Source organism: Caulobacter sp. GW821-FHT10A10 (assembly GCF_059415745.1).
In genome coordinates this window covers 76,964-100,222 of the sequence record NZ_JBWKNV010000004.1, presented here as the reverse complement: position 1 = coordinate 100,222, position 23,259 = coordinate 76,964, and the positions used below count along the sequence as shown (strand labels likewise).

The following is a 23,259-nucleotide window of genomic DNA, read 5'->3' as shown; positions in this document are numbered from 1 at the left end:
CGCCATGCCCAAGCTCGACCGGTGGACGCTGCTGTTCTCGCTGAACAGCTTCGCGGCCGCCATGCTCGCTCTCTGGATCGGTTTCGCCGTCGGCCTGCCGCGTCCGTACTGGGCCATGACCACGGCCTATATCGTCAGCCAGCCGCTGGCCGGCGCCGTGCGCTCCAAGGCGCTGTACCGCGTGCTCGGCACCATGCTGGGCGGCGCGGCCGCCGTCGCCCTGGTGCCGGCCCTGGTCAATGCGCCGGTCCTGCTGTGCCTGGCCCTGGCTCTGTGGGTCGGCGGCTGTCTGGCCGTCTCGCTGCTGGACCGCACGCCGCGCAGCTATGTCCTGATGCTGGCCGGCTACACCGCCGCCATCATCGGCTTTCCGGCCGTCAGCCAGCCGTCCGCCATCTTCGACCTGGCCGTCTGGCGCGTGGTCGAGATCGGCCTGGGCATCGTCTGCGCCACCCTGGTCCATAGCCTCGTCTTCCCGCGCCCGGTCGGCACGGTGCTGCGCGCCCGCCTGACCGCCTGGCTGGGCGAGGCCGACCGCTGGGCGCTCGACGTGCTGAAGGGCGCCGACGCCCAGGCCTTCGCCCGCGACCGCCGCCATCTGGCCGCCGCCGCCAGCGAGATCCAGATGCTGGCCGTCCACCTGCCGTTCGACACCTCGCGCCTGCGCGAGACCTCCGGCGTCGTCCGCGCCCTGCACGAGCGCCTGCTGATCCTCATCCCGCTGCTGTCGGGCCTGTCCGACCGCATGCTGGCCCTCAAGGACGTCCGCGACCCGGCCGCCCGCCAGGCGCTCGACGCCGTCGTCGCCTGGATCGAGGCCGGCGCCACGCGCGGCCCGGGCCTGGAACTGATCGACCACCTGCGCGCCGAAGCCGCCACGCGCCGCGGCGGCGACTGGAACGCCCTGCTGGTCGAGAGCCTGCTGGTGCGTCTGGCCGAGACTGTCCAGGCCCTGGCCGAGGGCCACGCCCTGATGGTTCGCTTCGAGAACCCCGACGCGCCGCTGTCGCCGGCCCTGGCCGCCGCAACCGTCACCGCCGGCCGCCGTCGCATGCACAGCGACTTCCCGCTGGCGCTGCTTTCAGGAGCGGCGGCCGCCATCGCCGTCCTGCTGTCCTGCGCCATCTGGATCGTCTCGGGCTGGAGCGACGGCGCCACGGCCCCGGTCATGGCGGCGGTGTTCTGCTGCTTCTTCGCGGCCATGGACGACCCCGTGCCGGCCATCCGCAGCTTCGGGATCTTCACCCTGGTCTCGCTGCCGCTGTCGGCGCTCTACATGTTCGCCGTGCTGCCGGCCATCGACGGCTTCCTGCTGCTGGTCGCCACCCTGGCCCCGCCGCTGCTGTTCATCGGCCTGTTCATTCCCAATCCCAAGACCATGGGGGCGGCGCTCGCCGTGCTGATGGGCTTCTGCAACGCCATGGCCCTGCAGGAGACCTTCAGCGCCGACTTCGCCAGTTTCCTGAACGTCAATCTGGGCCAGTTCGTCGGCTTGGGCGCGGCGATCTTCGTCACCGCCGCCATGCGCTCGATGAGCATCGACGCCGGCGCCCGCCGCCTGCTGTCGCGCACCTGGAAAGGCCTCGCCCGCCTGGCCCGCGCCCGCAACGCCCCCGAGCCCGCCGCCTTCGCCGCCACCCTGGTCGACCGCCTGGGCCTGCTGACTCCCAAACTGGCTGCGGTGGGTGAGCGCCACGACCTGGTCGGCGTCGATGTCCTGCGCGACCTGCGGGTGGGCATGAACCTCGTCGCCGTCCAGGGCGCGCGCGGCGAGGTCTCGGGTCCGGCCCGCGCCAGCCTCGACGCCGTGCTCGACGGGATCGGCGACCACTACGCCGCGCTATCGGCCGGCCGCCGTCAGTCGCCGCACGCCGACCTGCTGGCCTGTCTCGATCAGGCCCTGACCCGGATGGGCCAGACCGTTTTCGTATCCGGCGGCGTCACCGGCCTCGTCGGCCTGCGCCGCAACCTCTTCCCCGACGCCCCCGCCTTCAATCCGGAGCCCGCCGCATGATCGGCGAATACAACATCGACGGCGTCTTCCTGTCGTCCGTCCTCGTCTCGGCCGTGGCCGCCCTGGCCGCCACCTTCGTGCTGCGCCGCGTGCTGTCCTGGACCGGCGCCTACCGCCTCGTCTGGCACCCGGCGCTCTTCGACACCGCGCTTTTCGTCATCCTCTGGGCCGCCGCCGTGGCCCTCGTCCGTCCGTAAGAAAAACATGCCCCAGCTGAAAACTATCCTCCCCCAAGCCGGCCGCGTCGCGGTCACCCTGGCCGTCGTCGCCGTCGCCGGTATCGGCGGCAAGCGCCTTTGGGACCACTACCAGGTCGATCCCTGGACCCGTGACGGCCGCGTCCGCGCCGACATCGTCCAGGTGGCCCCCGACGTCTCGGGCCTGGTCACCGACGTCCAGGTCGTCAACGACCAGACGGTCAAGGCCGGCCAGCCGCTGTTCTATGTCGACCGTGACCGCTACGCCCTGGCCGTCCGGCAGGCCGACGCCGCCGTCGCCGCCCAGAGGGCCCAGCTGGCCCAGGCCCGCCGCGAACTGGCCCGCAACCGCCTGCTGGGCGACCTAGTCGCCGGCGAGGTCACCGAGCAGAGCCTGGCCAAGGTCGAGCAGGGCCAAGCCGCCCTGGCCCAGGCCGACGCCGCCCGCGATCTCGCGGCCCTCAATCTGAAGCGCACCCTGGTCACCGCCCCCACCGACGGCTTCCTGTCGGACCTCACCCTGCGCACCGGCGACTACGTCACTGCCGGCAAGCCGGTGCTGGCCCTGATCGACAGCCGCTCGTTCCGGGTCGAGGGATACTTCGAGGAGACCAAGCTCAAGGGCCTGCATGTCGGCCAGAAGGTCGACGTCCGCGTCATGGGCGAGGACCGCCCGCTGCACGGCCACATCCAGTCGATCGCCGCCGGCATCGAGGACCGCGACCGCGCGGCCGGCGCCAGCCTGTTGCCCAACGTCAACCCGACCTTCAGCTGGGTGCGCCTTGCCCAGCGCGTGCCCGTTCGTGTCGCCCTGGACGAGACCCCGAAGGACCTGCGCCTGATCGCCGGCCGCACCGCCACCGTCGCGGTTCTGGGCCAAGGCGTGCGGGCTGCGGGGGCGAAGCAATGAGTACGCTCCGCACCCTCGGCGCGGCCGCCTCTCTGCTGGTCCTGGCCGCCTGCACGACCGTCGGTCCCGACTACAAGCGCCCCGACGCGGCCAAGATCAACGAACCGGCCGCCCAGGCCCCGTTCATGGGCGCGGCCAACCCGGCTGTCAGCCAGGACCCGGTCCCCGACGGCTGGTGGAAGCTCTATGACGACGAGACCCTGAACGGTCTCGTGCAGGAAGCCCTGGCCGCCAACACCGACCTGCGCGTCGCGGCCGCCAACCTGGCCCGGGCCCGCGCCGTGGCCGGCGAGGCCGACGACGCCGGCGGGTTCTCGGCCGGCGCCTCGGCTGCGGCCATGCACGCCCGCGAGTCCGGCGAGCAGTACCTGCTGACCGAGCCCCTGCCGGTCGAGAACCTGGCTGACGCCGGGGTCAAGGTCTCCTACCAGGTCGATCTGGTCGGCCGGCTCAAGCGCGCCGCCGAGGCCGCCCACGCCGACGAAGACGCCGGCCAAGCGGCTCTGGACCTGGCCCGCGTCAGCGTCGCCGCCGACGTCGCCCGCGCCTATGTCGAGGCCTGCTCGTCGGGCCACGAGATCCACGTCGCCGAACAGACGCTCGATCTTCAGCGCAAGAGCCTGGACGTCACCAATCGCCTGATCGCCGCCGGCCGCGGCACGGCGCTGGACGCCACCCGAGCCCGCGCCCAGGTCGAGCTGCAGCGCGCCGCCATCCCGACCTTCGAGGCCCATCGCAAGGCCGCGCTCTACAAGCTGGCCGTGCTGACCGGCAAGCCGCCCGCCGAGTTTCCGAAAGCCGTCGAGGCCTGCGCGGCGCCGCCGAAGCTGTCGCAGCCCCTGCCGGTCGGCGACGGCGCGGCTTTGCTGAAGCGGCGTCCTGACGTCCGCCAGGCCGAGCGCACCCTAGCTGGCGCCACGGCCCGCATCGGCGTCGCCCGCGGCGCGCTCTATCCGAACATCAGCTTCGGCCTGGGCGCGGGCACGACGGGCCTGCTGGCCGATCTGGGCCAACCCGCCGCCAACCGCTGGAGCCTGTCGGGCCTGGTCTCCTGGACCCTGCCGGGCGAGGGCGAGCGCGCCCGTATCCGAGGCGCCGAGGCCGGCGCTGACGGGGCGCTGGCGAAGTTCGACGGCGTCGTTTTGAACGCCCTGCGCGAGACCGAGACCAGCCTGACCGCCTACGCCCACGAACTCGACCGCAACGCCGCCCTGCGCGCCGCCCGCGACGAGGCCGACAAGGCAGAACGCCAGGCCGCCATCCTCTACAAGGCCGGCCGCACGCCCTACCTGCAGGGCCTCGACGCCCAACGCACCCTGGCCGGCGCCGAAGCCGCCCTCGCGGCGTCTGACGCGGCCGTCGCGGCGGATCAGGTCAACCTCTTCCTGGCGCTAGGCGGCGGCTGGGAAAACGCGCCGGCGGTGAAGGTGGTGCAGGCCCAGCGCTGAATCCCTCTCCCCTTGTGGGAGAGGGTGGCCTGCGAAGCAGGTCGGGTGAGGGGTCTCTCAGAACTCAAAGCTGCGTACGGCGGCCAGGCGGGGTAAAGCGTCCAACATCTGAGAGACCCCTCATCCGTCGGCCTTCGGCCGCCACCTTCTCCCGCAAGGGGAGAAGGATCAGCCGACCCGCTCGCTCCAGAGATCCAGATCCGTCTCATGTCCGATCAGGGCCAGGCCCGAGGCGATCGACTCGAATTCGCCGCCGCTTTCGATGCGCTCGACCCCGAACCGCCGCAGGAAGATCTCGCGCACCGCCGGCACGAACGACGAGCCGCCGGTCAGGAACACGCGGTCCACGCCGTCGGCCGACAGGCCCGAGCGCTCCAGCGCCTGGTCCATGGCCGTCTCGATGGCCTTCAGTTCCGGCGCGATCCAGGCCTCGAGCTCGGTTCGCGCCACCTCGCGCTCGATCTCCACCGAGCCGGCCTTGAACGAGAACAGCGCGCGCTCCTGGCTCGACAGCGCCTCTTTCAGCCCCGAGACCGAGCGGTAGAGGGCGTAGCCGTGGTTGTCGTCCAGCACCTCGATCAGGCGGGCGATCTTCTCCGGCTCGACCGCCGTGCGCTCCAGGGCGCGGATGTCGCGCATGTCCTTCGACGCCCGCAGCATGGCCAGCTGATCCCAACGGGCGAAGGCGGTGTAGTAGCGCTGGGGGATCGGCAGGCGGCTCGACATCGCCTTGTAGAGGCTGCCCTTGCCCAGTTCCGGCGACACCACGTTGTCGATGATCCGGTAGTCGAAGGCGTCGCCAGCCACGCCGACGCCCGAGCGGGCCAGCGGGACCGAGCGCAGCTGACCCTCGTGACGCTCGAACCGAACGATCGAGAAGTCGCTCGTGCCGCCGCCGAAGTCGGCCACCAGCACCGTGGCGTCTTCCTTCAGCTGGCGGGCGAAGAAGAAGGCCGCCCCGACCGGTTCGTGGGCGTAGCGGATGTCGGAGAAGCCGAGGCGTTCGAAGGCGGCCTCGTAGCGGCGCAGGGCCAGGGCCTCGTCCGGATTGCCGCCGGCGAAGGTCACGGGCCGACCGACGATCACGCGTGGCGGCAAGTCGCTCATCTGGTCGCCGGCATGGTCGCGCAGCTTGAACAGGAACGCCGCCAGCAGGTCCTCGAACAGGTAGCGGCGATCGAGGATCTTGGTCTCGGTGAAGGCCGCGCTCGCCGCGAAGGTCTTGAACGACTGGACGAAGCGGGTCTCCAGCGGGTCTTCGACATAGGCCTCGATCGCCCAGGGGCCGGCCTCGATGACGCGCTCGGTCGGCCGGCCGTCGGGACCGGCGACCGAATGGAAGCTCAGGGCCGAGCGGAAGGCGAAGATGTCCTTCTCGCCGACGGGAAAGCGCACCAGGCGCGCGGGACCGCCGCCGTCCGCGATGGCGACGACGGTGTTGGTGGTGCCGAAATCGATGCCGATCGTCGGCTGGACGGCGGACGTCATGAGAAAGCTCGGGCCGGGGAGGGGCCGTGCGTCCTACAGCCATCAGCGCGGGGGTCAAGCGACTTAACGGGGTTTTTACGTCGTAGTCGAAAAACTGGGTTCAGTAACCGCGAAACCGGCGCGGACTTAGACAACATCCGGGGGGAAACAGACATGAAGCTCGACGATCTCAAGATCGCCTCGAAGGTCGCCCTGCCGGCCGTCGTGCTGGGCGCAGCTGTGCTGGCCTGCACGGGTCTGGGCGTCTGGCAGCAGAAGAGCCTGGACGCGGCCACCAGCCGTCTCGTCGAGCATCGCGCCCCCGCCGAGGTGCAGTCGGCCCGCTTCAGCCGGCGCCTGGCCATGATGGGCCACGCCGCCCATCGCACCGTCACCTATGACGGCGGTTCCGAGCAGGCCCTGGCCGCGTCCAAGGAACTCGACAAGGTCTATGGCGAGGGCAAGGACAGCCTGGCCAAGATGACCGGCTTCGACCCCGCCGTCGCAGAGAAGACCCAAGGCTTCGCCGCCCGCATCGACGCCTTGTACGCGGATGCGCGCGCCGCGGCCGATAAAGGTTTGTCCAATGATGACACCGGTGCCATGTCGCATCTGGCGGCCATGGACCCGGCTATCGAGGGCCTGGCCAAGGACGTGAAGGCCTGGGGCGACGGCTATCATGAAGAGACCGATGCAATGGTCGCCGCCGCGCGCTCCAAGGCCGAGCGCGGTGTGCTGCTGACCCTGCTGTTCGGCGTCGCCGCGGCGCTGGGCGGCGTCGCCTTCGCCCTGTGGATCGGGGCGGTGAAGATCTCGCGTCCGGTGGCCGGCCTTTCGCGGGCCATGAGCGATCTCGCCGAAGGGCGGCTGGAGGTCGCCGTGGCCGGCGCCGGCCGCCGCGACGAGGTCGGGCAGATGGCCCGCACCGTGCAGGTGTTCAAGGACAACGCCCTGGCCCTGAAGAGCGCGCAGGCCGACCAGGCTCGCAGCCGAGCCGCCGGCGACGAGGAGCGCGGCCGCAACGAAGCCGCGCGCGAGGCCGCCGCCCGCGAGCAGGCCTTCGTCATGGAGCGGATCGCGCAGGGCCTGTCGCGGCTGTCGCGGGGCGACCTGACCGTGCGCGTGGCCGAGGCCTTCCCCGACGGCTATCGCCAGCTGCGCGACGACTTCAACGCCGCCATGGGCCATCTCGACGAGGCCATGGGCCAGATCCTGTCGGCCGTCGACGGCATCGGCCGGGGCTCGGACGAGATCGCCGCCGCCGCCGACCACACCGCCCGCCGCAGCGAGCAGCAGGCCGCCAGCCTGGAAGAGACCGCCGCCGCCCTCGACGAGATCACCGCCACGGTCCGCCGCGCCTCGCAGGGCGCCGGCGAGGCCGCTCGGGTGGTCGGCTCGGCCCGGGGCGACGCCGAGCGCTCGGGGCAGGTGGTGCGCGGCGCCGTCGAGGCCATGACCGGCATCGAGACCTCCTCGCGCCAGATCGGCCAGATCATCGGCGTCATCGACGAGATCGCCTTCCAGACCAATCTCCTGGCCCTCAACGCCGGCGTGGAAGCCGCCCGGGCGGGCGAGGCGGGGCGCGGCTTCGCCGTCGTCGCCCAGGAAGTCCGTGCGCTGGCCCAACGCTCGGCCGACGCCGCCAAGGAGATCAAGACCCTGATCTCGACCTCGGCCCGCCAGGTCGACGAGGGCGTCAAGCTGGTCGGCCAGACCGGTGAGGCGCTGGAAGGCATCGTCTGCAAGGTCGGCGAGATCGACGCCCTGGTCCGCGAGTTGGCGGCTTCCGCCGGCGAGCAGGCCACCGGCCTCAACGAGGTCAATGCGGCGGTGAACCAGATGGACCAGGGCGTGCAGCAGAACGCCGCCATGGTCGAGGAAGCCAACGCCGTCGCCCACGCCCTGAAGAGCGAGATCGCCGGGCTGGTCGAGATGACGGAACGGTTCCGGGTGTCGGGCGAAAGGGAGGCGCGCGGCTACCGGATGGCGGGGTAGGGTTCGGTTCGCATTGACTTTTCCTTCGCGCGCCCGTCCTTGGCGCGCTCACTTGGAAGGGCCGGATCTTGGAACAGTTCGACGTCGTGGTGCTCGGGGCCGGCGCGGCCGGCATGATGTGCGCCATCGAGGCCGGCAAGCGCGGTCGCTCGGTGCTGATCGTCGATCACGCCAAGGCGGCGGGCGAGAAGATCCGCATCAGCGGCGGCGGCCGCTGCAACTTCACCAACATGGGCGCGACGCCGGCCAACTTCCTGTCGGCCAATCCAAAGTTCTGCGTCTCGGCCCTGCGCCGCTACCGGCCGGCCGATTTCATCAATCTCGTGCGCAAGTACGGCATCGATTTCCACGAGAAGACCCTCGGCCAGCTGTTCTGCGACGGCTCGTCGAAGGAGATCATCGGCATGCTGCTGGACCTGATGGACCAGGCCGGCGTGGTGCTGCGGCTCGAGACATCGGTACAGGGCGTGGCCAAGAAGGGCGAGGGCTTCGTCGTCACCCTGTCGAGTGGACCGGTCGCCTGCGCCTCGCTGGTGGTCGCCACAGGCGGCAAGTCGATCCCGAAGATGGGCGCGACGGGGCTGGGCTACGAGATCGCCCGCCAGTTCGGCCTGGCCATCGTCGAGACCCGGCCGGCCCTGGTGCCGTTGACCTTCGAGGCCCGCACCCTGGAACGCCTCTCGCCGCTGTCGGGCGTCTCGATCGACGCCGTGGTCAAGAGCGGCAAGACCAAGTTCCGCGAGGGGATGCTGTTTACCCACCGGGGCCTGTCGGGGCCGTCGATCCTGCAGATCTCGTCCTACTGGCGCGAAGGCGGCGAGATCGTCGTCGACATGGCGCCGGGGACCGACGTCTTCGCGACGCTGAAGGCCGAGCGCGCCGCCAACGGCCGCCGGGCGCTGCACACGGTGCTGGGCGAGATCGTGCCCAAGCGCCTGGCCCAGAAGATCGTCGAGGACGAGGGCGTCACCGGCAACATCGCCGACTGCTCGGACAAGGTGCTGGCCCGCGTCGCCGGGGTCGTGAGCGCCTGGACCTTCAAGCCGGTGGGCTCGGAAGGCTATCGCACGGCTGAAGTGACGCTGGGCGGGGTCGACACCGACGGCCTGGATTCGCGCAGCATGGAGGCCAAGGCCGTGCCGGGGCTCTATTTCATCGGCGAGGTCGTCGACGTCACCGGCTGGCTGGGCGGGTATAACTTCCAGTGGGCCTGGGCGTCGGGCTGGTGCGCGGGGCAGGCGGCCTAAGAAAAACCCCTCAGTCGCCGGGCGACTGAGGGGTTTTCGAAGGCGGACTACTTCTTCTTGAACGGCTTGGGCTTGCCGGCGAAGTCGCTCTTGCCCTTGAAGGGCTTGGGACCCTTGAACGCCGGCTTGTCGCCGAAGGCCGGTTTGGCCTTGTAGGGCTTGGCCGGGGCGTCGCCGAACGCCTTGGGCGCGCGGGGCTTGTATTCACGCGGGGCGTCGGCGTTGTCACGGCCCTCGGCGCGCGGCTTGTAGGCCCGCTTCGGCGCGCCGTCGCTTTCGATCGGCGAATAGGGACGCGGAGCCGCATCGCGATCGCGCGGCTTGAAGTCACGGGGCTTGTCGTCCCGCGGCGGGCGCGGCTTGTAATCGCCCTTGGGCTCTTCGCCACGGCCGTACGGCTTGGCGCTGCTCACGCCGTCGCGGTCGTAGCCGCCCGGACGCGGGGTGTGGTCGCGCGAGCCGGGGGCGTTGACGCGGGGGCCGCGCGGGGCGTCGTCGTAGTTGCGCGGCGGACGCGGGGCGCGGGGCGCGTCGCCGTCGAACTCGCGACGCGGACCGCGCGGGGCCGGCGCGGCGGTCGGGGTGATCGAGACGTCCTCGCGAACGGTCGACTGGACCGCGGCGCCGAACTTCACCGCCGCCTCGGCCGAGATCTCGAACTTGGTGTCGTAGTCGAAGATCCGGATCGAGCCGATGTCCTTCTTGGTGATGTGGCCCTGGCGGCAGATCAGCGGGATCAGCCACTTGGGATCGGCGTTGCCGCGACGGCCGACGCTGATGCGGAACCACTCCGAGCCGTCCATGCTGGTGCGCGGTTCGCGCTCGGGACGGTCGCCGAAGTCACGCGGGGCGAAGTCGCGGTCGCCGCGCGGCTCGCGCGAACGCGGACCCGGATCGGCGCCGTGGCGCGGGTCGTCGTAGATTTCTTCCGGCGCTGGCAGCTTGGCGCGGCGGGTGCGGATCAGCGCCGCGGCGATCTCGGTCGGGGTGCGCTTGGCCAGCATGGCTTCGGCCAGGGCTAGGTCTTCCTCGTTCGAGGCCTCGGCGAAGATCGGATCGTCGAGCAGGCGCTCGGTGTCCTTGGCGCGGATCTGGTCGGCGCTCGGGGCGCCGCCCCAGACGCCTTCGACGCCGGCCGCGAACAGCAGCTGCTCGGCCTTGCGACGGCGGGTATAGGGCACGACGAGCGCCGAGACGCCCTTCTTGCCGGCCCGGCCGGTGCGGCCCGAACGGTGAAGAAGCGTGGCCTTGTTGACCGGCAGTTCGGCGTGGATGACGAGGCCCAGGTCGGGCAGGTCGAGACCGCGGGCGGCGACGTCGGTGGCGACGCAGACGCGGGCGTGGCCGTCACGCAGGGCCTGCAGGGCGTCGGCGCGCTCGCGCTGGCTCAGCTCGCCGGACAGGCCGACGACGGCGAACCCGCGCTCGCGCAGCTTGCTGTGCAGCGAACGGACGCCTTCGCGGGTGTTGGCGAACACCAGGGCGCCGGGGCTTTCGAAATAGCGCAGCAGGTTGACGACGGCGTGTTCGGTCTCGTTCGGCGCCACGCGCACGGCGCGGTACTCGATGTCGCGGTGCGGCTCGTTGCGGTCGATGGTGTCGATGCGCAGGGCGTCGTTCTGGTAATTCTTCGCCAGGGCGATGATGTCGCGCGCCAGGGTGGCCGAGAACAGCAGGGTGCGGCGTTCGGCCGGAGCGGCGTCGAGGATGAACTCGAGGTCTTCGCGGAAGCCCATGTCGAGCATCTCGTCAGCCTCGTCGAGGACGGCGACCTTCAGCTCGGACAGGTCCAGGTGGCCGCGTTCGATGTGGTCGCGCAGGCGGCCCGGGGTGCCGACGACGATGTGGGCGCCGTAGTTCAGGGCGCGCTGCTCGCGGCGGGCGTCCATGCCGCCGACGCAGTTGACGACCGTGGCGCTGGCCTGGGCGTAGAGCCACTCCAGTTCGCGATTGACCTGCATGGCCAGTTCGCGGGTCGGGGCGATTACCAGGGCCATGGGCAGGCCGGCCTTGGGCAGGCGCTCGGCGTCGCCCAGCAGGGTCGGGGCGGCGGCCAGGCCGAAGGCCACGGTCTTGCCCGAGCCGGTCTGGGCGCTGACCAGCAGGTCGCGGCCTTCGGCGTCGGCTTCCAGCACGGCGGCCTGGACGGGGGTGGGCTCGGCGTAACCCTGAGCGGCGAGAGCCCGCTCAAGAGCGGGGTGAGAGGCGGGGAAGGGCATGTTGGTCCAGTTCGATCCTGCAGGCGGCGTGCACACAAAAACGCCCGCGGCCTGCGCCACGACCAAATTACGACCCCGATGTCCCGGACCCGTCTGATTGGTCACTTGTCATGAGAATAAACTCCTCCGGCCGCCAAAACGAGGCGCTCGGGCGACCGAGGAAGTTTGGAAAGGCGCGTTAAGACGCCAATCTGCCTCGAAAGGCAAGAGCCGGCGGATAATTAGCCCCCACTGCGGCGCTTTGGCCGCAGCGTTTGGTTAAATGAAAACGCCCCGCCCGGATGGTCCGGACGGGGTGCCGTTCAGGCGATGCGCAGTGCGATCAGCTCTTGGGCGGAGCCATGTTCGGCAGCTTGCTGGCCGTGGCCTTGTTGGCGTCGTGCTGGGCGGGCGGCAGCGGGATCAGGCCGCGGCCCTGCAGATAGCCGCCGCGGCCGGTGGCGGCGTCGGAGACGAACTCGGCCAAGTATTCCTTCAGGCCCGGAGTCACGCCGACCTGGCCCTTCTTGACGTAGATGTAGAGCGAACGCGACAGCGGGTAGCTGCCGTTGGCGATCGCCTGCGGGGTCGGCTTCACGCCGTTGACCGCCGCGCCCTTGATGACGTTGGCGTTCTCTTCGAGGAACGAGAAGCCGAACACGCCCAGGGCGCCCGGGGTCTTGGTCAGGGTGCCAACGATGGCGTTGTCGTTCTCGCCGGCGTCGATCCAGCCGCCGTCCTTGCGCAGCGGGTCGATCTTGGCCTTGAAGGCCTTCTCGTCGCTGTCGTGCAGGGACTTGGCGGTCGGGAACTTCTTGGCGCCGTTCTCGATGGCCAGTTCGACCCAGGCGTCGCGGGTGCCCGAGGTGGGGGGCGGCCCGTAGACCAGGATGCGGTTGGCCGGAAGGCCGGCGCCCACGTCCTTCCAGGTCTTGTACGGGTTGGCCACGAACTGGCCGCCGCGCAGGGCGTTCTGGGCCAGGCCCAGATACAGGTGCTCAAGCTTGAAGTTGTAGTCGGGCGACTTCTTGTCCATCGCGATGACGATGCCGTCGAAGCCGATCTTGATCTCGACGATGTCCTTGACGCCCTTGGCCTTGCAGGCCTCGAACTCGGACTTCTTCATCGGACGCGAGGCGTTGGCGATGTCGGGGAAGCCCTCGCCCATGCCGCCGCAGAACATCTTGATGCCGCCGCCGGTGCCCAGGCTCTCGACCTTGGGCGACTTCTTGCCGGTCTTCTTGGCGAAGTTTTCGGCGACGCGGGTGCTGAACGGGAAGACGGTCGAAGAGCCGGCGGCCCAGACGTAGTCACGGGCGGCGTGGGCGCTAGGCGCCAGGGCCAGCAGGCCGAGCGCGGCGGCGGCTCCGAGGAAGGCTTTCATGGACGACATCCTGATGGTCGGCTTGGGGCCACGGGGATCATTGGACGCGTTGAAGGATCCGGGGGACCGATCCTTCAACCTCGCCGCGCGCAGACTAGCGGCGGCGAGGTCGGCTATTTGTCACAGTTCGACGACAGATTTGCGACACCGTCCACGAAAACGTCCGATCACGGATCAGGATGCGTCGGTGGGCGGGTGGCGATCCAGGACGTCCAGCACCTTCTCCTTGGGACGGGCCAGCACCGCGCCCTTGGGCGTGACGACGATCGGGCGCTCGACCAGGATCGGGTGTTCGACCATGGCCGCCAGGATCGTCTCGTCGGAGGTCGCCGGATCGGTCAGGCCCAGCTCTTCGGCCGGCGTGCCCTTGACGCGCAGCAGGCCGCGGGCGCCGAGACCGGTGCGGGCGGCCAGATCCTTCAGCTGCTCCAGCGTCCAGCCGGTCTTCAGATATTCGACGACGGTCGGCGCGTAGCCGGCGGCCTCGATGATCGCCAGGGTGTTGCGCGAGGTTCCGCACTTGGGATTGTGGAAGATGGTGACGGGGAAGTCGGTCATGCGGGCCTCTCGATGCTTTGGCGAGGCAGATAGCAAGTCGGTCGCCCGGTCGCCACGGGATGCGTGACGCTTCAGGATAGTAGTTGCGATTCACTCGCAATGATGCGAGGAGGGCGCCCCCGACCGGAGAGGAGCGCCCGATGCGCGACGACCGGGGTCTGGACGACCCGCCGCCTTCACTCGACGAACTCCTTTCGGAGCCGATCGTCCGTCTGCTGATGCGTCGGGACGGGGTGGAGGAGGGCGAGGTCCGCAAGCTTATCGCCCGGGTCGCCCTCCGCCGGAAACGCTAGAGGCTCTTGAGGATCAGGTTGGGCAGCACGCTGTTGTCCCACTCGGGCGTCTTGGGCGGGTTATCGCCGACCCGCAGCACGATCAGGCGCTTGGACGGCACGATGTAGACCACCTGGTTGGAGTTGCCGCAGAAGAGATAGAGGTCCTCGGCCGCGTAGGGCTCGCTGTGCAGGATCTTGGGCCAGGGCAGGTCCGGCGCGGCCCAGCCGCGGCGCTCCAGATAGGGCGCGCCGATATAGACGCCGAGGCCATAGTGCGGGTTCTGCTCGGTCGGGGTGCGCATCTCGCTCACATAGCCTTCCGGCAGCAGGCGCACGCCGCCGTGGATCCCGTCGTCGAGCAGCAGGATCGCCAGGCGCAGCCAGCTTTCGGCCGGCAGCAGGATGCAGCAGCCCGAGTGGGCGAGACCGCCCGGACGGTCGAGCCAGATCTGGCCTCCCGGCGCGTCGATGGGCTTGAGCACCTCTTCGGAGATGAACTCGGCGTAGCGGCGGCCGGTGGCGCGCTCGATGACCAGGGCCACCAGTTCCGAGGTGGCGTTGGCGTAGTCGTAGCGGCTGCCCGGCGTGTGGACGAGCGGGTAGTCGTTGATCAGCACGTCGTCATGGCGCGGGTGCAGGTAGGCGCGGTTCAGCACGTCGGCAGGATCGGTGCTGAAGCCCTGGGGCAGCAGGCCCGTGCGCATGTCCAGCGTGTGGCGCACCAGGATGTCGGCCTTGGGCGTGCCCTTCCACTCGGTGATGAAGTCGGCGACCGACTGGTCCAGCGACTCGATCACGCCCAGGGACAGGGCGCGGCCGATGGCGACCGCGGTCAGCGGCTTGGCCAGCGACTTGGAGGCCAGCAGGGACGGGCGGGCCGCGCCGGCGAAATAGGTCTCGCGTTCCAGCACGCCGTCGCGCCAGACCATGAAGGCCTTGGCGTTGCTGTCCTTGGCGTAGGCCTCGGCCGCATCGAGCGCCGCGGCGTTGATCGTGGCTGTGGCGGCGGCCGGAATCAGCGTGCGCCCAGCCGCGCCGGGCACGGGCTCCAGCGTGTCGTAGGTCTCCTGCGGAGCGTTGGCGGCGGCCTGAAAGCGCTGAAGATACAAAGCCTCGTCGGCTGACGTTACGGAAGTTTCAGCGGTCATCTCGGGCTCCGACGTTATGTGAGCCTGACCGTAATTCCACGAATTGCCACTTCGTTGACCGCGTGGTCAAATATCCGCCCTGCGAAAGAGCAGGCGACGCACAAAAGACGACTCCGACCGTGGCGGGGCTTCGTTGCGCTATCCGGCGAACGGATAGTCGGGACGTGGTTTCCGCCAGACCCTCGCCGCCACGGTCTGGAGTTCGCGTGAATCTGGAGGAGGCGTTTCTATGGAAAAAGGTGTGCCGATCAGGGCCATCAGCCGCTGCATCTCGGTGCTGCAGGCGATCAACCGCCGTGGTTCGCTGTCGATGATGGAGATCGCCCAGACCTCGGGCGTTCCCTATCCGACGGCCTGCCGTATCGTGCAGACCCTGCTGCACGAGAAGCTGATCGAGCGGGAGCCGGCCCGGAAGCGCTATCGACCGACCATGCTGGTGCAGTCGCTGTCGCATGGGTTCCAGGAGAGCGATCGCCTGGTCGCCTGCGCCCGCCCGCACATCGTCGACCTGACCGCCAAGGTCACTTGGCCGGTGTCGATCGCTACCCGGGTCGGCCAGCAGATGATGATCCGCGACTCGACCCACACGATGACGTCGCTGACGCTGAACAACTACTATCCGGGCTACACCCTGCCGATCCTGGAGAGCGCGGCGGGCAAGGCGTATCTCGCCTTCGCCAGCCCCGACGAGCAGGCGGCCGTGCTGGAGGCCTATCGGCGCGGCGAAGGCCAGGTCGATCCGCTGACGCTGCAATATGCGGAGTCCGGCGGCATGTTCTCCGACATCGTCGAGGCCGGCTGGGCGACCAAGGGGCGCAATCCCTATACCGCCACCCCGGGCAAGACCTCGTCGATCGGCGCGCCGATCTTCAACAGCGAGGGCGTCTGCGGGGCGCTGGTGCTGGTGTTCTTCAGCTCGTCGATGAAGATGCCGGACGCCGTCAAGCAGTACGGCGACAAGCTGAAGTCGGCCGCGGCCGCCATCAGCCGCGACCTGTCGGAGCCGCTGTCCCGCGCCGCCTGATGGCGCGGGCGAGCGCCTCAGGCGGTCTTCTCGGGCGTGGTCCATTGCGGATAGCGTCCCATCAGGAGGATCAGCGCGCCGCTGGCGACAAAGCCGGCGGCCGCGATCGCCAGGGCGCGGCCGTAGCCGCCGTCATGGTCGTAGAGCGCGCCGAAGCCGATGGCGCCGATCGGCACGCCCAGGGAGATGGCGATCCCCAGCAGGGCGTAGATCGCGCCGTAGGAGCGCATGCCGAAATAGCGGGCGACGAAGAAGGCGGCGACGTCGACTTCGCCGCCTTGCGCCGCGCCGATCAGCAGCACGGCCAGGACCGCGATCGGCCACTGGCCGTGGCCGATCGCCAGCAGGCCGACGCCGAGGGCGGGCAGGACGAGGGCGATGGCCGCCGGGATCGGGGCCCAGAAGCGGTCGACCGCCCAGCCGACCACGATCCGTCCCAGCATCACCGACACCGCCAGCAGGGCCAGCATCCAGCCGGCGATGCGGGCGTCGAGGCCCTGGTCGGTGAGGATCGGCTGCAGCTGGCTGATGACGCCGGTCAGGCCCGCCGTCGCCAGCAGGATGGCCAGCGACAGGATCCAGAAACGGCCGGTCTTCAGGGTCTGGCCGACGGTCAGGCCGACCTGGGACACGCGCGTGGCGGCGGCGATCTCGATCTCGCCCGCGCCCTGTTTGGCCAGCAGGCGAGGGCGCTCCCACAGGGCCAGGAAGACGGTGGGCAGGGCGACGACCAGCGACAGGGCCGCCAGGGCCGCATAGCCGCCGCGCCAGCCGTGATGGGCGATGACGAAGCTCAGGGTCGGGGCGCTGAGGGCGGCGATCAGCGAGACGCCGGTCAGGGTCAGGCCCAGCGACAGGCCGCGGCCCTTGTCGAACCAGGTGTTGACGGCGCGGGTGTAGCCGATCGGCCCGGTGCCGCAGCCCAGGATCACCAGCAGGGCGAAGAGGCCGTAATAGGCGCCGAGCGACGGCGGCATGGCGGCCAGGCCCAGATAGACCGCCGCCAGCAGGACGATGGAGACCATCGCCACCGGCCGCACGCCGACCTTGTCGATCAGCCAGCCCAGCACCGGGGCGACGAAGATCGCCGCCAGGGCCGCGCCCTGGGCCTGGGCGATCTTGCCACGGCTCCAGCCCAGATCGGCCTGAAGCGCCTTCACGAAGAGCGAGCCCACATACTGCTGCAGGCTGATGCCGCAGCCGACCCCGATCCCGGCGGCCAGCACCACGCTCCAGCCCTTGCGGAATTCGTCCCGAACCTCGCTCACGCCTCAAGTCCCCCAATAGCCCCATTGGAGCATCCGACGGCTCGCGCGCGGCGCGCCATCGCTTCGCGCGGCTTGGTCGACAGGCGGGGAGGGCGCGCGCGAAAGCGGCGGCCAGACCGCTCGCGCTTCAAAACAGATCCCAGTTCATTCCGACGGAGTTTCCCATGGCGGACGCCAGCGACGCAGCGATCTTCGGCCCCTCGCGGGAGGCCCTGGCCTTCCTGGCGGAGAGCCATGGCCAGCTGATCGGCGAGGCCTTCGTCGAGGGGCGCGGCGAGACTCTGATCGAGGTCGAGAACCCGGCGACGGAGCAGACCATCGCCAAGGTGCGCGCGACCTCGGCCGAGGATCTCGACCTGGCCGTCGCCGCCGCCCGCAAGGCGTTCAAGGTCTGGAGCCGCACGTCCGGCGCCGACCGCGCCCGGATCATGCTGCGCTTCGCCGACCTCCTGGAGCGCGACGCCGACAAGCTGGCCGAGATCGAGGTGCTCGAGAACGGCATGCCGATCGCCCTGTCGGGGGCGACCATCAAGGGCTTCTGCGCCGACTACGTCCGCTACTATGCGGGCCTGGCCACCAAGCTGGAGGGCTCGACCATCCCGGCCCGGGCCAACGGTCGAGAGGCGCTGGACCTGCTGGTCTATACGGTGCGCGAGCCGGTGGGCGTGGTCGGGGCGATCGTGCCCTGGAACGTGCCGGTGTCGATGATCATCCTGAAGCTGGCGCCGGCCCTGGCCTCGGGCTGCACGCTCGTCTTGAAGAGCGCCGAGCTGACGCCGCTGACCTCGATCCTGGTGGCGCGGCTGTGGCTGGAGGCCGGCGGCCCGCCCGGGGTGTTCAACCTGATCCACGGCCTGGGCCATGAGATCGGCGCTGCGCTGGTGGCCCACCCGGGCGTCGACAAGATCACCTTCACCGGCTCGACCGCCGTGGGCAAAGAGATCGTCCGCGCGGTCAGCCATGACCTCAAGCGCGTGACCCTGGAGCTGGGCGGCAAGTCGCCGTTCGTGATCTTTCCGGACGCGGACCTGGCCGACGCCATCCCGTCGGCGGCCCTGGCCTGCTTCTTCCTGTCGGGCCAGAACTGCATGGCCGGCACGCGCCTGTTCGTGCACGAGAAGGTGCTTGAGCCGGTGCTTGAGGGCCTCGCCCAGACGGCCGCCTATCTGAAGGTCGGTCCGGGCCTGGACCCGACGACCATGGTCGGTCCGCTGGTCTCGGCCCGCCAGAAGGGGCGGGTGCTGGAGCATGTCGAGGCCGCCGCCGCGCAGGGCGCGCGCCTGACCTATGCCGGCGGCGTGCCGGACGGCCCCGGTCACTATGTGGCTCCGACCATCTATGCCGACGTCAGCCCCGACATGCGCCTGGCGCGGGAAGAGGTGTTCGGTCCGGTGCTGGGCGTGCAGGCGTTCGGCGACGATGACGAGGCGCTCTTGTCGGCGATCAACCAGACGACCTACGGCCTGTCGGGCTCGGTCTGGACCAAGGACCTCTCCCGCGCCCACCGCATGGCCCGCGCCATCGACAGCGGCCAGGTGGGGGTGAACATCCACGCCGCCCTGAGCCCGGAAACCCCGTTCGGCGGCAACCGCCAGTCGGGCTGGGGCCGCGAGTTCGGGCGCGAGGGGATCGACTCGTACCTGAAGACCAAGGCCGTGAGCGTGAACCTGGGTCCGATCTGATCCGGGAGAAGGTGGCGCTGGCCCCGAGGAACCTCCCCCTGTGGGGGAGGCGATCGCGCAGCGATCGGTGGGGGGAGTTGGTGCGAGATGGGCCGACGCCTCGAAAGCTGAAAACGGCCCCCCACCGGCCTTCGGCCGCCTCCCCCACAGGGGGAGGTTCCTTGTGGTTCTGAGCACGGCTTTCCCGCCTCACGCGGTGAACCGCTGAGCTTGTGAAGGAGAGCGGAGCGCCCGGGCGACGCCCGGAGTGCTGTGTGTTGTTACCGTTTCGACGAAGCCTAGGCGCTCCGCGCGGTCGTTTGGCTGCCGGCTTCCCGGGCGGCGGCGCTCTTAACGCCTTACCAGGACCATCCGCCGGGTTTCCCGTTTGGACGGCGACGAGGAGAGGGGGCTCTGTAATCCTCGCCCAAGCCGACGGCGGGCGGGCCTGGCCAGCGCCAGGTTCCCGGACGCGACGGATCTTCCCAATCCGCCCCAGTCCCGCTCGATCGCATCCCGCCGCCGCATGGTCGCTGGCCGCGCGCCCCTTCGGTGCGGCGAGACGGGGTTATTATGCGGCGGGTTTGAGCGCGTCTGATCCAGAGCGGTGAGAAAGTTGCAAGGGGTTGGATTGGTTGGGGTTTGCGGCGAGATCGACGGGGATGCAGCTTCGTCTGTCCCCGTCAGCAGACCCCCCAACCGTAAAATCCCCGCGGAAGCGGGGACCCAGGCTTTTTCTGAAACGCGCGGCGCTCGACGATAAAACACCTGGGTCCCCGCTTCCGCGGGGATTTTACCGAGGAGGGCGGTCGGCGGGTTGGAAGCTGAAAACGGCCCCCCTCCGGCCCTGCGGGCCACCTCCCCCAGAGGGGGAGGATCGTTAGCCCAGACCCTCGACGATCAGGTTGGGCAGCACGGCGTCGTCGAAATCCAGCCTGGGCCGGCCGATCCGCACGATGACGAGGTCCCGCGACGGCGAGACGTAGACGCGCTGGCCGCCGAAGCCGTCGAAATAGACGAGGTCGTCGGCGATGAACGGCGCGGAGTGCGGGGCGGCGTAGGCGGTGGAGGGGCCGTAGGGGCGCTTGCCGCCTTCGATCGGGGCGGCGCGCCAGACCAGCAGGCCGTAGGCGGGGTTGAGCGGGTTCTGCGCGGTGACTTGCGCGATCCAGTCGGCCGGCAGCACCTGGCGGCCGTCGATCGCGCCGCCGCCGGCGACAAGGCGGCCCAGCTGCAGCCAGTCGCGGGCGCGGGCCTGGAGGCCGGCGAAGAAGCGCGGCTCGCCGTCCTCGCGCTCGACCCACAGCCGCGCGTCGGCCCCGCCCATCGGCGCCCACAGCGCTTTCGAGAGATAGCTCGCCGCGTCGCCCAGCCCTTTGGCCGCGACGGCGCGCGACAAGGCCAGGCCCGCCACCTGGGCGGCGACGTTGTAGTAGTCGAAGATCTCGCCGGACGGCCGCTGCGCCTGGACGGAGAGGGCGGTCTCGCTGATGCGGTCGCCGAGCATCAGGGCCAGGGCCACCGGATCGCCCTTGTCGAGGCTGTGCACGGTGAGGCCCGAGCTCATGCCCAGCAGATGGCGCAGCGGGATCTGGCCGCGCGGGTCGTCGCGCCATTCGGCGATATAGAGGCCGGCCGGATCGTCGATCGAACCGATCGCCCCGTCGCGGATGGCCGCGCCGTAGAGCAGGCCCAGCGCCGACTTGTGCATCGAGAAGGTCTCGAACAGGCTGTCGGCGGTGACGTGCGGGGCGTAGACCTCGTGCCGCAGCGCGCCGCCGGACCAGACCAGCAGGGCCAGGCCGTCATAGCTGTCGGAGAAGGCCTGGGCGGCGTCGAGGGCGGCCTGCGAGACGCCGCCGGCGATGACCGGCGTAGCGTCGGGCGCGGCAGCGCCGGCCACCGGGCGCAAGGGGGCGTAGCCGTGGATCTCGTCCACGCCGCGTCCGTTCATCGTCGTCATTGCAAGCCCCCGGAAACCGTCACTGAAAACCCCGTGACCCTAGGCTCTAGCGCGGTTCGCAAACGGTTGCGCGCAAAGGCGCCCGCACAGCGGATAGGCGTTCTGTGACCCCTGTGAATCGAGGGCGCGAGGACTAGCGTCGAGCCTGGAATTTCAGCGTCCCGGGGAATGCGCCATGACCTTCGTCGTCCGTTCGGTCGAACCTCAGACGGAGGGGGCGAAGGCCTTCCTCGCCAAGCGTCGCAAGCAGCTCTTCATCGGCGGCGCCTGGGTGGACGCAGCCGGCGGGGACACGTTCGAGACGAAGGATCCGGCCACCGGCGTGGTGCTGGCCGACATGGCCAAGGGCGGGGCGGCCGACGTCGATGCGGCCGTGGCCGCTGCGCGCAAGGCCTTTGACGGCGGCGAGTGGCCTTCGCTGACCCCCATGCAGCGTTCGCGCCTGCTGTGGACCCTGGCCGACCTGATCGAGGCCAATATCGACGAACTGGCCGAGCTGGAGACGCTGGACCAGGGCAAGCCGCTGTATGTCGGCCGCTGGGCCGAGATCCCCGGGGCGGTGAACCAGTTCCGCTACTATGCGGGCCTGGCGACGGCCATCGAGGGGCGCACGATCGACAGCTCGATCAACTACCAGCCGGCCGGTAAGCAGATGGCCAGCTGGACCCTGCGCGAGCCGGTCGGCGTGGTCGCCGCCATCGTGCCGTGGAACTCGCCGCTGGTGCTGACGGCCATGAAGCTGGCGCCGGCCCTGGCCGCCGGCTGCACCGTGGTGCTGAAGCCCGCCGAAGACACCTCGCTGACCGCCGTGCGCCTGGCCGAGCTGGTGCAGCAGGCCGGCTTCCCGGCGGGCGTGCTGAACCTGGTGACGGGCCTGGGCGGCGAGGCGGGCGCGGCCCTGGCCTCGCACCAGGACGTCGACAAGGTGGCCTTCACCGGCTCGACCCCGACGGGCCGGGCGATCCTCGATGCGGCCAAGGGCAACCTCAAGAAGGTCAGCCTGGAGCTGGGCGGCAAGTCGCCGGTGGTGATCCTGCCGGACGCCGACCTGGACCTGGCCATCCCCGGCGCCGCCAACGCCATCTTCTTCAACGCCGGCCAGGTGTGCGTGGCCGGCTCGCGGCTCTACGCCCACCGCTCGATCTATGACCGCGTGGTCGAGGGCGTCGCGGCCCAGGCCAAGGGCTTGCAACTGGGCCATGGCCTGGACCCGGCCACTCACATGGGTCCGCTGGTGTCGCGCAAGCAGGCCGACCGCGTCGCGGGCTTCGTGGCCGGCGCGGCCGCGGCGGGCGCGGAGGTGCTGACCGGCGGGGTGCAGGGCGGCGACGAGGGCACGTTCGTGACCCCGGCCGTGGTGGCGCGGGTCACGCCCGACATGGCCATCGTCCGCGAGGAGGTGTTCGGCCCGGTCGTGGTCGTCCAGGCCTATGACGAGATCGACGAGGTGGTGGCCGCCGCCAACGACAGCGAATACGGCCTCGCGGCCAGCCTCTGGACCGAGAGCCTGTCGCACGCCCACCGCCTGTCGCGCCGCATCAAGGCCGGCACGGTGTGGATCAACTGCCACTCGATGTACGACAACGCCCTACCGATCGGCGGGGTGAAGGCCTCGGGCTGGGGGCGCGACAGCGGTCAGGTCGCCCTCGATGGCTACCTGGAATGGAAGACGGTCTGCGCGGTCGTCTGATGGCCCTGGACATCGTCGAGATCGCCGTCGGCGATCGCACCATCGGGCTTGCCGTGGCGCGGCCCGAGGGAGCAGCCAGGGCCGCCGTCGCCTTCTCGCACGGGGCCTTCTCGGCTCCGGGCAAGTACGCGGCCTTGCTGGAAGGCTGGGCGGCGCGGAGTCTGCTGGTCGCCGCGCCCCTGCACGTGGACAGCACCGACCACCCGCAGCGGGAGGCCTACGATCAGGCCGCCGTCTGGCGCACGCGGCTGGAGGACCAGGCCGCGACCCTGGACTGGCTGGCCGGGCAGGGGCGTTTTAGCCTCGCCGCCGCCGGGCACTCGTTCGGGGCGCTGCTGGCCCTGGCGGCCGGCGGGGCGAGCGTATTGGCGCCGCCTGGCGCGCCGACGCTCGACAGCCGCGTGAAGGCCGTGGTCGCCCTGTCGCCGCCGCCAGCCACGCCGCCGCTGATCCCGGCGGAGGGCTTTGCGAGCACCGCCGCGCCGCTGCTGGTTCAGACCGGCGACGCCGACGTGCTGCCGGGTTTCGTCGACGACTGGCGCCAGCGCCTGATCGCCTTTGAGGCTCCGTCGCCGGGGGATCGCCACGCGCTCGTGCTGCCTGGTGTCGACCACTATTTCGGCGGGCTGATCTGCCGGCCGGAGTTGCCGGGACCCGCGCAGGCGGAGGGACTGGCGCAGGCGATCGCGGCTTCGGCCGATCTGATCCTCGCCCATGCCGCCGGCGACGCTTCGGCGGCCGCCCGCATCGCGGCGCGGTCGAGCGATCCGAGCTTCACCACCCGCTGACCGTTCTGCGGATAGCGGGTCGGC

The 23,259-nt window shown here is 70.3% G+C and carries 18 protein-coding genes; 11 read left to right on the top strand and 7 right to left on the bottom strand.

Annotated elements, in window-relative coordinates; genetic code table 11:
- Positions 1-4 precede the first annotated feature (4 nt).
- The 4 genes from AC07NS_RS12615 to AC07NS_RS12600 are packed head-to-tail and all read left to right on the top strand — an operon-like array spanning position 5 to position 4,569.
- Positions 5-2,014, top strand: a complete 2,010-nt coding sequence (locus tag AC07NS_RS12615) for an FUSC family protein (RefSeq protein ID WP_494603651.1) — start codon at positions 5-7, stop codon at positions 2,012-2,014.
- A complete protein-coding gene (locus tag AC07NS_RS12610; protein WP_110118573.1) occupies positions 2,011-2,211 on the top strand; it encodes a DUF1656 domain-containing protein in 201 nt (66 codons plus the stop codon). The genes AC07NS_RS12615 and AC07NS_RS12610 overlap by 4 nt, the downstream gene beginning before the upstream one ends.
- Positions 2,212-2,218: 7 nt before the next feature.
- Entirely contained in the window at positions 2,219-3,121 is a 903-nt protein-coding gene (locus AC07NS_RS12605) for an efflux RND transporter periplasmic adaptor subunit (protein ID WP_494603649.1), read from the top strand.
- Complete coding sequence (locus AC07NS_RS12600) at positions 3,118-4,569, top strand: efflux transporter outer membrane subunit (RefSeq protein ID WP_494603647.1); 1,452 nt, start codon at positions 3,118-3,120, stop codon at positions 4,567-4,569. The genes AC07NS_RS12605 and AC07NS_RS12600 overlap by 4 nt, the downstream gene beginning before the upstream one ends.
- Positions 4,570-4,737: 168 nt before the next feature.
- Here AC07NS_RS12600 and AC07NS_RS12595 read toward each other — a convergent pair whose 3' ends face one another.
- Complete coding sequence (locus tag AC07NS_RS12595) at positions 4,738-6,057, bottom strand: Hsp70 family protein (protein WP_494603645.1); 1,320 nt, start codon at positions 6,055-6,057, stop codon at positions 4,738-4,740.
- Between the two features lie 153 nt (positions 6,058-6,210).
- Here AC07NS_RS12595 and AC07NS_RS12590 point away from each other — a divergent pair, with 153 nt between their 5' ends.
- A complete protein-coding gene (locus tag AC07NS_RS12590) occupies positions 6,211-8,031 on the top strand; it encodes a methyl-accepting chemotaxis protein (RefSeq protein ID WP_494603644.1) in 1,821 nt (606 codons plus the stop codon).
- Positions 8,032-8,099: 68 nt separating this feature from the next.
- Entirely contained in the window at positions 8,100-9,278 is a 1,179-nt protein-coding gene (locus AC07NS_RS12585) for a BaiN/RdsA family NAD(P)/FAD-dependent oxidoreductase (protein ID WP_494603642.1), read from the top strand.
- Between the two features lie 47 nt (positions 9,279-9,325).
- Here the strand turns inward: AC07NS_RS12585 and AC07NS_RS12580 are convergent, their stop codons facing one another.
- From AC07NS_RS12580 to arsC, 3 genes are all read right to left on the bottom strand, one after another.
- On the bottom strand, positions 9,326-11,497 hold the full coding sequence (locus AC07NS_RS12580; protein WP_494603640.1) for a DEAD/DEAH box helicase: 2,172 nt from the start codon (positions 11,495-11,497) through the stop codon (positions 9,326-9,328).
- Positions 11,498-11,819: 322 nt separating this feature from the next.
- Complete coding sequence (locus tag AC07NS_RS12575) at positions 11,820-12,860, bottom strand: substrate-binding domain-containing protein (protein WP_494603638.1); 1,041 nt, start codon at positions 12,858-12,860, stop codon at positions 11,820-11,822.
- A gap of 174 nt (positions 12,861-13,034) precedes the next feature.
- A complete protein-coding gene (arsC, locus tag AC07NS_RS12570) occupies positions 13,035-13,418 on the bottom strand; it encodes an arsenate reductase (glutaredoxin) (protein WP_494603636.1) in 384 nt (127 codons plus the stop codon).
- Positions 13,419-13,558: 140 nt separating this feature from the next.
- Here arsC and AC07NS_RS12565 point away from each other — a divergent pair, with 140 nt between their 5' ends.
- Positions 13,559-13,711 carry a hypothetical protein gene (locus tag AC07NS_RS12565; RefSeq protein WP_158285847.1) on the top strand — a complete coding sequence of 51 codons (153 nt, stop codon included), beginning with the start codon at positions 13,559-13,561 and terminating at the stop codon, positions 13,709-13,711.
- On the opposite strand, the gene AC07NS_RS12560 is transcribed toward AC07NS_RS12565, so the two are convergent.
- On the bottom strand, positions 13,708-14,841 hold the full coding sequence (locus AC07NS_RS12560; protein WP_494603634.1) for a serine hydrolase domain-containing protein: 1,134 nt from the start codon (positions 14,839-14,841) through the stop codon (positions 13,708-13,710). The two genes, AC07NS_RS12565 and AC07NS_RS12560, sit on opposite strands and share 4 nt — an antisense overlap.
- Before the next feature lie 241 nt (positions 14,842-15,082).
- Here AC07NS_RS12560 and AC07NS_RS12555 point away from each other — a divergent pair, with 241 nt between their 5' ends.
- Positions 15,083-15,865 carry an IclR family transcriptional regulator domain-containing protein gene (locus AC07NS_RS12555; protein ID WP_199228613.1) on the top strand — a complete coding sequence of 261 codons (783 nt, stop codon included), beginning with the start codon at positions 15,083-15,085 and terminating at the stop codon, positions 15,863-15,865.
- A gap of 17 nt (positions 15,866-15,882) precedes the next feature.
- Here AC07NS_RS12555 and AC07NS_RS12550 read toward each other — a convergent pair whose 3' ends face one another.
- Positions 15,883-17,133, bottom strand: coding sequence for an MFS transporter (locus tag AC07NS_RS12550; RefSeq protein WP_494603632.1), 1,251 nt, complete (start codon positions 17,131-17,133; stop codon positions 15,883-15,885).
- A gap of 164 nt (positions 17,134-17,297) precedes the next feature.
- Here AC07NS_RS12550 and AC07NS_RS12545 point away from each other — a divergent pair, with 164 nt between their 5' ends.
- Positions 17,298-18,815, top strand: coding sequence for an aldehyde dehydrogenase family protein (locus tag AC07NS_RS12545; RefSeq protein ID WP_494603630.1), 1,518 nt, complete (start codon positions 17,298-17,300; stop codon positions 18,813-18,815).
- Between the two features lie 859 nt (positions 18,816-19,674).
- On the opposite strand, the gene AC07NS_RS12540 is transcribed toward AC07NS_RS12545, so the two are convergent.
- Positions 19,675-20,757, bottom strand: a complete 1,083-nt coding sequence (locus tag AC07NS_RS12540; protein WP_494603628.1) for a serine hydrolase domain-containing protein — start codon at positions 20,755-20,757, stop codon at positions 19,675-19,677.
- Between the two features lie 175 nt (positions 20,758-20,932).
- On the opposite strand from AC07NS_RS12540, the gene AC07NS_RS12535 reads away from it, so the two are divergent.
- Positions 20,933-22,447: an aldehyde dehydrogenase family protein gene (locus AC07NS_RS12535; protein ID WP_494603627.1), complete on the top strand. Its 1,515-nt coding sequence runs from the start codon at positions 20,933-20,935 to the stop codon at positions 22,445-22,447.
- Positions 22,420-23,235: an alpha/beta hydrolase gene (locus AC07NS_RS12530; protein ID WP_494603625.1), complete on the top strand. Its 816-nt coding sequence runs from the start codon at positions 22,420-22,422 to the stop codon at positions 23,233-23,235. The genes AC07NS_RS12535 and AC07NS_RS12530 overlap by 28 nt, the downstream gene beginning before the upstream one ends.
- The last annotated feature ends 24 nt before the right edge of the window (positions 23,236-23,259 follow it).